This is a genomic window from Heyndrickxia acidicola, assembly GCF_001636425.1.
Taxonomy (GTDB): Bacteria; Bacillota; Bacilli; order Bacillales; family Bacillaceae_C; genus Bacillus_AE; species Bacillus_AE acidicola.
Genome location: NZ_KV440953.1, coordinates 1,189,737 through 1,204,246, shown reverse-complemented (window position 1 = coordinate 1,204,246; position 14,510 = coordinate 1,189,737). Strand labels below are relative to the sequence as shown.

At 39.6% G+C, this 14,510-nt stretch carries 10 protein-coding genes and 1 pseudogene; 7 read left to right on the top strand and 4 right to left on the bottom strand.

Going from position 1 to position 14,510, the window contains the following annotated elements; genetic code table 11:
* Positions 1-17 precede the first annotated feature (17 nt).
* Both A5N88_RS05650 and A5N88_RS05645 read left to right on the top strand, forming a co-directional pair.
* Positions 18-956, top strand: a complete 939-nt coding sequence (locus A5N88_RS05650; protein ID WP_066270285.1) for an ABC transporter permease — start codon at positions 18-20, stop codon at positions 954-956.
* A 20-nt stretch (positions 957-976) separates the two neighbouring features.
* Positions 977-1,975: a substrate-binding domain-containing protein gene (locus A5N88_RS05645; protein WP_066264028.1), complete on the top strand. Its 999-nt coding sequence runs from the start codon at positions 977-979 to the stop codon at positions 1,973-1,975.
* Positions 1,976-2,565: 590 nt separating this feature from the next.
* Here A5N88_RS05645 and A5N88_RS05635 read toward each other — a convergent pair.
* A complete protein-coding gene (locus tag A5N88_RS05635; protein ID WP_066264026.1) occupies positions 2,566-3,975 on the bottom strand; it encodes a PQQ-dependent sugar dehydrogenase in 1,410 nt (469 codons plus the stop codon).
* Between the two features lie 288 nt (positions 3,976-4,263).
* On the opposite strand from A5N88_RS05635, the pseudogene pepF reads away from it, so the two are divergent.
* Positions 4,264-6,079: pseudogene (pepF, locus tag A5N88_RS05630) on the top strand (oligoendopeptidase F).
* Between the two features lie 414 nt (positions 6,080-6,493).
* On the opposite strand, the gene A5N88_RS26270 reads toward pepF, so the two are convergent.
* The 3 genes from A5N88_RS26270 to A5N88_RS05610 all read right to left on the bottom strand — a co-directional run bounded on the left by A5N88_RS26270 (position 6,494) and on the right by A5N88_RS05610 (position 10,518).
* Positions 6,494-6,946, bottom strand: a complete 453-nt coding sequence (locus A5N88_RS26270; protein ID WP_302466988.1) for a CBO0543 family protein — start codon at positions 6,944-6,946, stop codon at positions 6,494-6,496.
* Positions 6,873-7,862, bottom strand: coding sequence for a DUF2515 family protein (locus A5N88_RS05620; RefSeq protein ID WP_232317533.1), 990 nt, complete (start codon positions 7,860-7,862; stop codon positions 6,873-6,875). Before A5N88_RS05620 ends, A5N88_RS26270 begins: the two co-directional genes overlap by 74 nt.
* Before the next feature lie 955 nt (positions 7,863-8,817).
* A complete protein-coding gene (locus tag A5N88_RS05610; protein ID WP_066264020.1) occupies positions 8,818-10,518 on the bottom strand; it encodes a sigma 54-interacting transcriptional regulator in 1,701 nt (566 codons plus the stop codon).
* Positions 10,519-10,730: 212 nt separating this feature from the next.
* On the opposite strand from A5N88_RS05610, the gene A5N88_RS05605 reads away from it, so the two are divergent.
* The 4 genes from A5N88_RS05605 to A5N88_RS24165 all read left to right on the top strand — a co-directional run bounded on the left by A5N88_RS05605 (position 10,731) and on the right by A5N88_RS24165 (position 14,485).
* Positions 10,731-12,158, top strand: a complete 1,428-nt coding sequence (locus tag A5N88_RS05605) for an aldehyde dehydrogenase family protein (protein ID WP_066264016.1) — start codon at positions 10,731-10,733, stop codon at positions 12,156-12,158.
* 11 nt (positions 12,159-12,169) lie between these two features.
* The gene (ahlS, locus tag A5N88_RS05600; RefSeq protein WP_066264015.1) at positions 12,170-13,018 is read left to right on the top strand and encodes an AhlS family quorum-quenching N-acyl homoserine lactonase; all 849 of its coding nucleotides are present in this window, start codon (positions 12,170-12,172) and stop codon (positions 13,016-13,018) included.
* A 17-nt stretch (positions 13,019-13,035) separates the two neighbouring features.
* Positions 13,036-14,211: an iron-containing alcohol dehydrogenase gene (locus tag A5N88_RS05595; RefSeq protein ID WP_066264013.1), complete on the top strand. Its 1,176-nt coding sequence runs from the start codon at positions 13,036-13,038 to the stop codon at positions 14,209-14,211.
* Positions 14,212-14,314: 103 nt separating this feature from the next.
* On the top strand, positions 14,315-14,485 hold the full coding sequence (locus tag A5N88_RS24165; RefSeq protein ID WP_083953282.1) for a diguanylate cyclase domain-containing protein: 171 nt from the start codon (positions 14,315-14,317) through the stop codon (positions 14,483-14,485).
* Positions 14,486-14,510: the final 25 nt, after the last annotated feature.

Genomic DNA, 14,510 nt, shown 5'->3' with positions numbered 1-14,510 from the left:
GTTCGATATTTTCAGAAATGCAGGCGCTTATTGTATTAATTATTTTAATCATCATTGCAGCGCTTCTGTCACCTGTCTTTCTCACTGTAACCAACCTGTTAAATATCTTATTAGAGGTGGCTGTAACGGCTATTCTGGCAATAGGGCAGACTTATATAATCATTCTTGCAGAAATTGACCTGTCTGTTGGGGCGACATTAGGTCTTTCTGCTGCAGTAACCGCGGGTTTTTTGTCTCATGGGAACTTAGTGGTAGGTCTGATTATAGGAATGATTGTCGGCTTGGCTGCAGGGCTTATTAATGGATTACTTGTAACAATCGGAAAGCTGCCTTCCTTTATTGCTACATTAGGCACAATGACAGCATTCGCTGGATTGACATTGGTCATTACTCAAGGAAACCCAATCACCATAACCTCAAACTCATTTCAATACATTGGCCAGGGATTTATTGCAGGTGTCCCATTTCCTGTTTGGTTAATGGTCATTCTTTATGTGCTATTTTGGTTCCTGTTACACCGAACACATTTTGGCCGTTATGTATTTGCGACAGGAGGAAATGAAGAAGCAAGCCGCTTATCCGGGATCAATGTAAAGAAAGTGAAACTATTGTCATTTATTATGGCAGGTGTTTTATCAGCAATAGCGGGTTTTATATTAACCGCTCGATTAAGCTCTGCAGAACCCACTGCGGGAAGTGGTATGGAGCTTGATTCCATTGCTGCCGTTATTCTGGGTGGAACGAGTCTTACAGGCGGGAAAGGGGGGCTTATTGGAACGGTCATTGGTGCCATTATATTAGGTGTTTTAGATAATGGAATGAATTTATTGAATGTATCAGCCTTTTACCAGGGAGTAGCGAAAGGGGTGATTATTCTCTTAGCTGTATTATTGGATCGCAACATGAAGTCTTTATCATCACTTTCAAGACTTGCTAGTTTTAAAAAATCTGCATAATCTAATGGAGGAATTTTTATATGAAAAAGACATTTGCAGTAGCATTAAGTGTATTGGTAATAGGTGGCATGATTGCAGGCTGTAGTTCTAATTCATCTTCCGGAAGTGCAAGTGGTGCTTCAAAAGGGTCATCCTCAGCTTCATCTGGTAAAGAAATTGATATGATTATTAGCACCCTTAACAACCCTTTCTTTGTATCCCTGAAAAATGGTGCAGAAGCAGAAGCAAAAAAACTTGGCATTAATCTTGTGATTCAAAATGCTAATAACGATAATCAAACAGAGTTAAACCTGGCCCAAACGGATATTTTAAAAAAACCGGCAGCCTTGGTTCTCGACCCGGTAGACAGCAATGCTATTGTTGCATCTATAAATCAAGCAAACCAGGCAAAGATACCAGTTTATGCATTTGATCGATTGCCAACTGGCGGTAAATTGGAGACTTTTATTGGATATGACGCGATTAATGCTGGTAAAACGGCAGCTGACGCGTTAGCCAAAGCATTAAATGAAAAAGGAAATGTAATTGAAATACAAGGAATAATGGGAACGAATGTTGCACAAGACCGCAGCAAAGGCTTTGAACAGGAAATTGCTAAATATCCAAATATTAAAGTAGTTGCAAAACAACCCGCTGATTTTGACAGGGCAAAAGCACTTAACGTTATGACTAACCTTATTCAGGCACATTCTGATGTCAATGGTGTATATGCTGCAAATGATGAAATGGCAATGGGGGTCGTTTCGGCATTAAAAGCACGCGGTATGACTCAAAAAGTCACGGTTGTCGGGAATGATGGAATAAAGGATGCTCTTGATTCGATAACAAATGGAACAATGAAAGCCACAAATGCAGAGTCACCTTTTTATGAAGGAATGCAGGTTGCAGATATTGCAAAAGATATTCTAGATGGCAAGCAAGTAAAAAGCTCCACAACATTAGAAGGACAACTTGTAACAAAGGCAAATGTAGATAATTACTGGAAGCACCTAAAAGAAATTGGAGATCCACAAGACTAACCCATTAAAATAAGATGATTTTAAAGAAGGTGACTTAATAGCAGCTGTTATAGCTGTTGTTAAGTCATCTTTTGTAGGATAATAATTAAAAGACTGTTATAACCAGTCAGGATATGAGAATACCCGGTGTTTATGCTAAGACGTTTCCCTAGAACGCTAAGTCCTTTCGAAAATACCATTCCTATTAAAGTATTAGAATTTTTTTCGTTAAAGATAAAAAAAACAATGGTTCTGTTTACTCCTGAATTAGGGAGAAATGCAGTATGTAAGAAAATATTCTCAAAAATTGGCAGTGCTGATACTGAGAAGAGGAAATGAAAACCGATAATCAGATAAATCAGATCTAAAAAAAGAATGGCAACCCTCAATTCATTCTATGTTTTGGTCTGCCATTCTTTTTTGCTGAAATTTTTCCTCGCATACTCTTCATCTGTAAAAAAAGAGCACTCTACTAAAAAAAGATCAAAAGAAAAGTTGGTCAGGATCAGGGCTAACCTGTAATTAAGCGATGAACTGAGGGGCAGTTGCAATTGGCTCATCAAATAATCTTTTCTAGATTGCCTTATTTTCTATCTGCTATAAAGTCACATTTATGATCCATGTACAATTTCAAAAATAGTCCCTTGATTAAAATCAGTAACTTTCATAGAGCCATAAACCCCTATATAAAGCCTGGTTTGATCCAAATTGGTTCCCAAGCTAACGTAGTAAGCGGACTGGGAGCCAAAAGGACTGTCTGTTTCAATTATATTATAATCATTTAATTTCCCAATTGCTGTTCCCCTTGTATAAGCTAAAACACCTCTGGCCGGGTTCTGAGATTCTCCTTGTTTCGCAAGATCGGTAAACACTACGCTTCCCCTTAACTCGGGGATTCCATTCCCCAGATATGGCTGGACGCCTGTAAGGGCAGTTCCTCCAAACTTATCAGGGCGGGAATCCTTATGAAAATAGCTTGCCATTGGATGAAGGCGTGTCATTGATGTTGTTACCGCTTCATGATAGTAAGCCGTTGTTATCTCTTCCAAATCTGTGTTTGCAGAGCAGCCTTTTATGAGTGAAGTAGGAAAAGCACCTTCCCACGCTCGCCAGCCAAAGTTAATGAATCCTTCTTGGTCAGGTTCCGTATTCATTAAAGAAGCTTGGACTAGCTGTGTTACTGGTATGGGATTATATTGAATGAATGAAAAAATGGATTCTGCCAAATCCTGTCCGACATTTCCAACATATTTAATATAGCCATTATGAATTCTTTGATAAGAGATGCCTGATACATTGCGAACTCCTTTAGCCATTACCGTCAGCATTCCTTGAAGAGGGGAGGGAAGTTCATGAAAACGTGTGACTGCAGGGGGATTAGGAATAGCTGTATTTTTATCTACGTCAATTTCAATGATTTTCCCGGCTATTTCCATAAGATCCTGGCTTAAATTAAATGGATCATAACCTGATCCTCCATCTCCATTTGTAAAAACAAGCTTCCCAGTTTCGGGTGAAAAATTTAAGCTGTTGACACCATTATGGTTTAAAAATGGCCTTGTTATGTTAAGCAGTGTGCGGCGTTTTTGAGGCTGGCCATTTGATTGCAGAATCCATTCTTCAACGGTATCAATATGATCGTATTGAGTTTCTCTATTGGTCCACCTCAGGTTTAAGGTTGCGGGATCACACGGGTCTGGCTTGAAATGTTCAGAAAGTGCCCCTGGACCTTGGGTTCCTGCTACAGAATAGTGTAGATAAAACAGGCCGTTATAATAAAATTTTGGATGAAACGCCAGTCCCAAAAGCCCCCGTTCATCATACCCGCCAGATCCTCCTAGTTTTAAAATGCGCGGTCGAATATCTAAAAACGTCCTTACCCCGTTTCCTATGTAAAAAATCTCTCCTACTTGGGTTGCAATAAATATTCGTTCCATTGAGTCACCGGGCAGAACGGCTGTTTTTATCACAGTGGGTAAATTTATTCTGCTGACAATTGGCTGTAATCTCACTTTTACCATCTAACGTACACTCCTCTTATCGTCCTCTTTAAGAAAAAATATGATTTGAACCTTTCAATTAGTACCAATGCGGGGAGGGGATGGCTGACCTTGCTAAGTAAATTTTGATAAACTAAAAATCAAGAAAGAATGTATCTCCTTTGGAAACTTTCTAAGGGTAAAAAGAGAGAAGGGGATAGTATTGATTCATATTTCAAACTATTCAGCATTCATGTATAATGAAAATAGTTTCGTGAATCGAAATATATCCTTTGCTTTAAAACATGAATACCTGAAAGGAGAGCTCTTATGAATAAAACGATGAAGAAAACAGTAACACGCCAAGAAGTGCTAGTGGAGGAAACATGGGATTTGCGCGACTTGTTTGAAACAGAGGAAGCCTGGAATCAAGAACTAAAAGCGATTAAACGGGATATTCAAACGGTGGCAAAGTTTAAAGGCAGACTTGTTGAAAATGGCAGGACTTTACTGGATTGTTTGAAAGCACGGGATGCATTAAGCGAACCCCTAATCCAGGCAGCGACATATGCAAGCCTTCGCCAGTCAGCGGATGGATCCAATTCGGCTCATCAAGCAAATGCTGCGCGTGCCGCTTCTCTCATTTCTGATTTCCGTGCAAATTTGTCTTTTATTGATTCTGAAATTCTTGCTCTTCCCGATCAAACCATTCAGAATTTCATCAAGGAAGAAGAAGGGTTAAAGCATTACGCAAAGACTCTGGCTGACTTGCAGGAATTAAAACCCCACCGTTTGTCACCTGAAACGGAGGAAGTATTTAGCAGCCTTTAGTGAGGTTCATGGTGCACCCTATATGATTTACCAGAGAAGCAAAACCTCTGACATGAAGTTTCCTTCTTTTAAAACAGACAATGGAGAGGAGCATCCTTTAACCTTTAATTCCTATGCTGCGTATGAGGAATCTCCTGACACAGAGCTTCGGAGAAAATCCTATCAGGCTTTTACGGAAACGCTGGATCAATACAAAAATACATATGCTGCTGCCTATGCAACAGAAGTGAAAAAACAAGTGATTGAGGCACGTCTCCGTAACTATGATTCTGTAACCGATATGCTTTTACATGAACAGCAGGTAACAAAAGAAATGTATCACAACCAGCTGGATACCATTCTGACAGAGCTTGCCCCGCATATGCAGCGGCTTGCCAAGTTGAAAAAGCGGGTCCTTGGAATGGAAAAGTTTTACTACAGTGATTTAAAAGCTCCTCTGGATTCGGATTACAATCCTGAAGTTACGTACAAAGAAGCCGCTGCCCTTGTCCTAGAAGCCTTAAAAGTAATGGGTCCGGAGTATACAGATATTATGGAGCAGGGGCTTCATAACTGCTGGGTAGACCGAGCTGATAATATCGGGAAAAGGTCCGGTGCCTTCTGTTCCAGTCCTTATGGCGCCCATCCATATATCATGATGACCTGGAACAACTCGATGCGGAATGCATTTACCCTTTCCCATGAGCTTGGCCATGCGGGCCATTTTGTACTGTCCGGACGCAATCAGACCATTTCAAACACCCGCCCGTCCAGATATTTTGTGGAAGCTCCTTCTACGATGAATGAAATGCTTTTAAGCAGGCATATCTTAGCCAAATCAAATAATAGCAAAATGCGACGGTGGGTGATCCTTCAATCATTGGGAACCTATTATCACAATTTCGTTACGCATATACTGGAAGGGGAGCTGCAGCGCCGGATTTATGGGCTAGCGGAAAAAGGGATTCCGATAACCGCTAAGATTTTGTGTGAACAAAACCTGGAACTGCTTTCAGATTTCTGGGGGGACAGTGTTGAACTTGATGAGGGTGCAGAATTAACCTGGATGCGCCAGCCTCATTATTATATGGGCCTTTATCCATATACTTACTCAGCCGGTCTTACAGCTTCAACCGCTGCTTCGCAAATGATCGAAGAAGAAGGCCAGCCTGCAGTCGACCGCTGGTTGTCCGCTTTAAAAGCAGGTGGTACCTTGAAGCCCCTTGAGCTTATGAAGCTGGCAAACGTAGATATGTCTACGCCAGCTCCTATTCGGAAGGCTGTTGCTTACGTTGGAACTTTGATTGATGAATTGGAAAAAAGCTTCCCATGTTAAATAAGAAGGGGATGCAGCCACCAATAGGTACTACTCTGCATGGTAAAATTTCAACACGCTTTATTTTTTAGAAAATGATAAACGGGTTCGCTATCTATGATCACTTGAAATTTAGGTAAAAGGTCTGCTTATCTCTTAATAGGCAGACCTTTTTTAATTGTGGCGGTGATGATATCGTACCCGCTGTATATTGTAAACATAAATTTTGGAGTTTTAGAGATGTTTCCTGGTTATTTTAATGCATTCGAGTGGTACATTACTTCCACAAAAAGTATATTCTTTACTTCTTATAGGTTCTAAAATACCCGACTAGATTCCACTATGGTCATAGGGTTAGGATATTTTCTTATTTCCGCTGATGTAGATGCCACTAATTGTTTATACTCTTTTTCCTTTACAAGTTTTTGTTTTAATTCAAACCATTTTCTTTTTTAACCACATATGGAATGTGTATACAATTAATAAGAATAGACAATAACCCACAAACGAATATAGATGGCTCCAATAATTGGTATGCACAAAGAACCCAAATTCCTCAGCCATTCTCTCTATTACTGTCATTCCTAAACTTATAAAAATGACTAAGATGGCCTTTGCCCAATTCCTCCATTTTTGCATTAAAAATAAATATATAACCATTAACATGGGTAAGCCAACCAACGTAAATAGAATATTAATAGAAAAAACAGATGGGAACGGTCGAATCGGAAAAAAGTATAAATGCTTTCCGACAAATAAAAGATCTAAATAGGTTCCAAGTAAGGAAGAAAGTAATATGGTTGGTATATAGTTTTTAATGCAGAAAAGAAATTGCCTTTTTCGCAAGGGCTGCAAGTTCGATTCTTTCAAGTGTTTTGCAGTACTCATTTTGTATCTCCCCATTGATTGGTTCATCTAATTCTAAAAAATAATCCATTACTTGCAAGTCTCCAAACCAATCTCCTTTTTCTGCTTCCACCTGTTTAACATGTTTCCATGCGTTTTCAAGGCTGGGGCTATAAATCCTTCTTGCTCCCGGCTTTAGACGACATGATTTTAAATGAATTTGGTACTGTTTTCCGGGTGTTCCTTCATGAACGTTGTTGAAAATAGTAGGCCAATAATCCTTTCTTGAGCCAGTATGCGGGTGGCTAATTGCCCACTGTTCCGTATTATTTAAAACCTCCTTGTTATTAAAAAGGACTTTATACAATCTCTTTCCTAATAAAATTCGTTCATGTACGGAAACAAATTGATGAAGCGTTTGTCCCGTTAACTTTAATTCTCCGTTCTCCAGGTATGGAAATAGAATGTGATTAAAGGACAGGAGGTCTTGAAGTTTAAACTCCAGCTTATTGAAGACCTCGTTTTTATAAAGTGGATTTTGAACAACTCTTTTTTCTAGATAGTTTTGTTCATTAATAATAAGGGCGATTGTAAGGATGGACTTATTCTGATACTTCCAAAAGTAGTTCCAAATGGTTTCCATGAAGATTGATATATTAAAAAAAGGGAAAAGAAAAAATAATGGTATGTTTCGTTTCAAGCTCTCGTGGTAAAGCAAAAATTGTGGATAGGCATCTTGAAAAATGAGCCAATTTCCTCGTTCTAAAAAAGAAAAATAGGACCGTTTTTCCTTGTTCGATAATAATCTGGATAAGAGTTCACCTTTTAAATCTGTCATGTTCCAGCCGCCATTGCGGGAGACCATATGTCCTAAAAAGGCCCAATGAACTTCTGGATGATCTCGGTAGAAGTTAAGATAGGCCCTTGTTCTTGTTACATTATTTAGATTCCATTCCATTGTTTGCAGCTTAATTTGAGTCAGAATCCTTGATTCTTCTTTTGATAGTCTAATAGCAGACTTGTCTAACTTTTTGCGTCTCTTTAATTCTTGTTTAATAATCTCGAAAGCGGTTTTTTCTTGATTCCTTCTAAAAAAAATAGTTCATCTCCTCCACGTATTCCACACCTCATGTGAATATAAATAGTCGTTGCTCACTGAGGAGAGGAATGAGGATATTTGACTGCCAATTCTCACCAAGGCATTAAATGGATAGTAAGTATGCGTAGAAAAGGCTAATCTCCAGGTGGATTATAGAACGATCCATTTGAAACAAGAATTTACGGGTTCTTCATGATTATTTTATTATGGACTTTGGCAATAAATGATAAAGATTTACTTTAGGGGGTTTTCTCAAAATTATATGGAATCAAGAAAAAGGAGAATGGAAGCTTTTTTATCATGAAATGCAACTGTCAACGGAGGATTTGAATTCCATCGAAATTATCGGAAACTTGATAATTGGCTCACTAGTTGATTGAGAATGATTCTATGAAAGAACCGATAGGTAAGTTCGGACCCAAAACAGAGAGGTGCAGTGGAGAATTTCTATGAATGGAGAAACTTCTAGAAATGGTTACTGGAAAATAGGATGTGGCCGCGACTAAAAGTATGTTCCTTACTTTTTAAGATGCTAAGTATACGGAGTACTGAAAGTAAGTCCGATGCTGGAAAAGCAGATCGGTGCGCAGACGGTCTAGGCAATGGGAAGCATACCTATTTAATGATAAAAAGAGCAAAGGGATCTCCTCCTGCGTTCTATATGTTTATAGGAAGAATAAAGAGTAAATGCGGCTCTTTTCATCATTATTGGAAGAGAAACTGAGAAACTGGTTATTACGTTAAACTTACAATTCTTTGTGTATTTCATGGAAGAAGAGAATATCCATATCGTTAAAACATTTACCATAAAGCATTATTTCTGTATAGAAATGTTCCACTTTTTCAATTTTTTAATTAGGGTGGAGTGATCAATCCCTAAATGCACAGCGGCTTTTCTAAGAGACGTTCTCTTTTCAAGGGTATCCATGATGATTTTCTTTTCAAACTGTTCGACTTGCTGCTTCAGGGAAAGGGATGAATCTGGTTGACTATGTGTGCTAAAGTGCGGTGGAAGGTCAGATGGTTTGATATAAAGAGAAGGCACAGAAACAATCATGTTTTCCACTAAGTTCCTTAATTCTCTTACATTTCCCGGCCAGTGGTAACTTTGTAAGATATTTTTTGTTTCAGGAGAAAGATGCTTTTCAATGTTGTAAAGTTTACAAAAATAAGAAAAGAAATGAGTAAGTAAAACATCAATATCCTCTAGGCGTTCATTTAATGGCGGGATACGCAATTCAACCACCTGGAGACGGTAATACAAATCCTCCCTGAATAAGCCTTGTTTCACCAGCTTTGTTAAATCTTTATTTGTGGCAGAAATGATGCGGATGTCCATCTGTTTCACTTTGCTGCTTCCCAATCTTTGAATCTGCTTTTCTTGTAGAACCCTTAGTAATTTGACTTGAAGGGCAAGTGGTAATTCTCCGATTTCGTCAAGCAGGACTGTGCCTTTATCTGCTAATTCTAACAATCCTATTTTTCCATCCTGACGCGCCCCTGTAAAGGCTCCTTTTTCATACCCAAATAATTCAGACTCCAGCAGTTGTTCAGGTATGGCGCCACAGTTTACTTTTATAAATGGCATGTCTTTCCGATCACTTTCTTGATGAATTAAATTGGCAATTACTTCTTTTCCTGCTCCAGATGGACCGGATAGGAGAATACTTGTAGGGAATGAAGCGATTTGTTTTACTTTGTAGATGATCTCTTTCATTTGCATACTTTGAAAAATAACTTTTTCATCCGAACCTTCCGCAGAAAACGTATAACGGTTTTGACTCATTTCCGAAAAACTTTTCGCTTTTTTCAATTCATTCGAAAGTTCATTTAAGCGAGAAATATCACGAACACTCGTAACAACCATTTGGATGTTCCCGGCTTCATCGAAAACAGGACTTCCAGTTGCGATGACATCCTTTTCTTGCTTGCCTATTTTTTGAAGAATGGAAATACGTTTTTTATCCTCTAAGACAAATAAAGAGACCGATTGATCAAAATATTCATTATGGATTAAATCAGCCATCTGGTGGCCAATAAGCTCTTCTCGTTTATATCCTGTGATTTCTTCATAGGCAGAGTTAACGAAAATGGTTTTACTCTCCTGATCTACAACATAGATGCCGTCGGTGGAAAATTCGATTATTTTCTCCATCTGTTTAAAAAGAGAGTGGAAATGTTCCATTTGTGATATATCTTGAATCATACATACAGCCCCAATTAATTTTCCATCCTGATACAAGGGTGTACGATCCAGTAGACATGATAGATTTGAAATCTCTATTCTTACTCCTGTTACGCTTTGTTCATTATCTAAATCTCTATAAAGCCCTGAATTTGGAATGAACTCATCCATATCCTTTCCCATATATTCATCAGTACGGATATTCAACATCCTCTTGGCAGAAGAATTCATTTTCAGCACTTTTTTGTTAAGGTCAACCACAATGACGCCATTTGTCATAGAAGAAATGATACTTTCTAAAAGTTGATCCGCAGCGATCGATTTTTCCATCTGTTTAACACCTCACACTTTTATGGTGAAAAAAATCACCAGTGGTGCTCTTTTTCACCGCTAGTGAATCCGTTTACATGAATCGGTATGTTCCTATATGTGGTGAATTTTATCACCAACTAACCATTTATTCAATTAAAAAAAATCATCTAAATCAACGAGTGATAGAGTTGGCACGGAAATTGCATGTATAAAGATGAGGAGGTGTATTTATGGAGACAAAAGGTTTATATATTAATGGGAAATGGGTCATGAAAGAAAGAACATACCCTCTTTACTCGCCATATAGCGGAGACTGTGTTGCTGCTATTAGTATGGCTGGTGAGGAAGATGTGAAAGAGGCGATTGCGGGTGCACATGAAGCTTTTCGAACCATGAAAGAAATGCCAGCTCATAAACGCGCAGACATTTTATTTAGGGTGGCACAAATTCTGCGGGAAAGAAGGGAAGATTTAGCTCAGATTCTAGTGAAAGAGGCAGGAAAGCCTATCCGTACAGCTAGAGGAGAAATAGAGCGTACCATTGTTACCTATCAATTTGCTGCAGAGGAAGCGAAACGAATATATGGGGAAACGATTCCGATGGATGCAGCTCCTGGCGGCGAAAAAAGGCTGGGTTTTACATGGAGAGAGCCGCTGGGTGTAGTAGTTGCGATAAGTCCTTTTAATTTTCCGTTTAACCTTGTTGCCCACAAATTGGGGCCAGCATTTGCTGCAGGGAATGCCGTTGTGTTAAAGCCGGCGGAACAAACCCCTTTAAGTGCCTGTGTAATGGCTGAAATCTTTCAAGAGGCAGGCCTTCCTGATGGGGCACTGCAGGTAGTGACTGGAAGTGGAAGAGAACTTAGCGACGCTCTTATCAAGGACGAAAGAGTGAAGAAAGTCACGTTCACAGGCAGTGGTACAGTAGGTAAGCTGATAAAAGAAAAAGCTGGTTTACGGAAAGTAACGTTAGAGCTGGGTTCTAACTCGGGATTAATTATCGAACCGGACGTTCCTTTGGACAAGATCATACCTAGATGTGTGGAAGGGGCATTTGCTTTTGCAGGTCAGGTGTGTATCTCATTACAGCGTATTTATGTCCATGAATCAATCTATCAAGAGTTTAGTGAAAGCTTTATTCAAGAAGCAAAAAAATTAAAAATCGGCGACCCGATGGAAGAAGCAACAGATATCAGTGCGATGATTAGCAGCCGGGAAGTGGAAAGAATTGAATCCTGGGTGAATGAAGCAGTACAACAAGGAGCGAAGGTAGGGTTAGGCGGTAACCGGGAAGGATCCATTTTCTCACCGACCGTTTTGTTGAATGTTACAAGTGACATGACCGTTTCATGCCAGGAAACATTTGCACCAGTCGTATCGATCGTTCCATATCAGAACCTGGATGAAGCCATTCATATGGTGAATGATTCTGTGTATGGATTAAACGTGGGAATCTATACCCAGAATATCAACAATGCTTTCTATGCATCTAGAAAACTAGAATCTGGCGGAGTGGTTGTAAATGACATTCCTACTTTCAGATTGGATCATATGCCATATGGCGGAGTGAAAGAAAGTGGTTACGGCCGCGAAGGAATAAAATATGCAGTTCAAGAAATGACGGAATTGAAATTTATTACAATAAAAACGGAATTCTAGGGGGAAAAAAAATGTCAAACATTATTAAACCGAATCCTAAGCTATATGTAATGGACAATGGCCGCATGAAAATGGATAAAAACTGGATGATTGCCATGCATAACCCTGCAACGATCCATCATCCCAATGTACCAAATGAATTTGTTGAATTTCCGGTTTACACCGTCCTAATCGACCATCCGGAAGGAAAAATTCTTTTTGATACCGCCTGCAATCCAAATTCCATGGGGCCGAATGGCCGCTGGGGTGAAATGACTCAGCAAATGTTCCCTATCAATATGGGAGAAGAGTGTTATCTTCACAGCCGTTTAGAGCAGCTGAAAGTAAGACCGGAAGATATTAAGTATGTTGTAGCCTCTCACCTTCATCTGGACCATGCCGGATGCCTGGAGCTGTTTACAAACGCAACCATCATTGTACATGAAGATGAGCTTAATGGGACACTTCAATCCTATGCCCGCAATCAAAAGGACGGGGCCTACATTTGGGCGGATATTGATGCTTGGATTAAAAATAACCTTCAATGGAAAACCATTAAACGCACGGAAGATAACCTTGTTTTGGCTGATGGGATTAAGATTTTGAATTTTGGAAGCGGCCATGCATGGGGGATGATCGGGCTGCACATTGATATGCCGGAAACAGGCGGGATTATTTTGGCTTCAGATGCTGTTTATACGGCTGAAAGCTTTGGTCCGCCCATTAAACCGCCTGGCATCATCTATGACTCACTTGGATATGCAAATGCAGTAGAAAAGATCCGCAGAATAGCCAAAGAAACCAATTCACAGGTTTGGTTTGGCCATGATGCTGAGCAGTTCAAACATTTCCGTAAGTCAACGGAAGGATATTACGAATAAAAAGGAGGAGAAGAAAGATGACGGTTTCAAAATTAGTTTTTACACCTTTAAGCTATACAGGATGGGGCTCTTTAGAGCAGCTTTTACCTGAAGTGGAAAAATACTCACCAAGGAAAATTCTTTTGGTCACCGATCCCTTCCTAAAAGAGATAGGTTTAACGGAACGGGTAACCGCTCCTCTTACAGAACAGGGCTATGAAGTTACCGTATACACAGAGGTTGTACCGGAGCCGCCACTCGCAGTAGGGGAAAAACTTGTTGCGTTCACACGTGAAGGGAAATTTGAAATGGTGATCGGACTTGGCGGTGGAAGTGCGATGGATCTCGCGAAGCTAGCAGCAGTGTTGGCGGGAAATGAAGGTCCAGCAGCCGATTATTTAAACTTATCAGGTTCAAAAAAAGTGGAGGAAAAAGGATTGCCCAAAATACTGATCCCTACCACTGCGGGTACTGGTTCTGAGGTTACGAATATTTCCGTTCTTTCATTGGAGTCGACAAAAGATGTGGTGACCCATGATTATCTTTTGGCAGACGTAGCGATTGTCGATCCGGAATTGACTGTTTCTGTCCCGCCAAGAGTAACGGCAGCAACAGGAGTGGATGCATTAACCCACGCCGTTGAAGCTTATTTATCCGTGAATGCAAGCCCGGTATCAGATGGTTTAGCTCTTCAAGCCATTCGTTTAATCTCACGTTCATTGAGGACAGCGGTCGAGAATGGAAATGATAAACAGGCTCGTATCGATATGAGTAATGGCAGTTACATTGCCGGCTTGGCTTTTTTTAACGCTGGAGTAGCAGGTGTGCATGCATTGGCCTATCCTTTAGGCGGCCAGTTCCATATTGCCCATGGTGAATCGAATGCGGTATTACTCCCCTATGTAATGGGCTATATTCGTAAAAGCTGTACAAAAAGAATGGCCGATGTTCTAAACGCACTCGGGGGAAATTCTCTCTATCTATCAGAAGAAGAGGCTTCTTACAAGTGTGTGGAAGAACTGACAAGACTCGTTAAGGATGTAGGCATCCCACAAACATTAGCTGGTTTTAATATCCCTGAATCGGCTTTAGAAAGCTTAACTCAAGATGGTGTACAACAAAAAAGATTATTGGCCCGCAGCCCTTTACCATTGTTAGAAGAGGATATAAGAAAGATTTATCAATCGGCCTTTAATGGGGTAGTCACTGAATAAGAGTTTTTATGTATAACGATAAAAAATAGAAGTTACTCATAAACATAGGTAACTTCTATTTTTCCTTGGATCTTTTTAATATTTCATCTGAGATAAAGAAAAAATCAGAACTATTAAAGCAAACTTTAACTTCCCGCATGTCAAACAAATCAAATGCAGTTTTGGTGTTACAGAATATAAAAAGGGTAACACGAAGCAATCTTTACTATCTCAGGCAGATAAAGCTTTATACATATCTAAAGAAAACGGGCGGAATCAGGTAAGTGTAATCTAAACAAAAAAGGCTATCGATAAAAGAT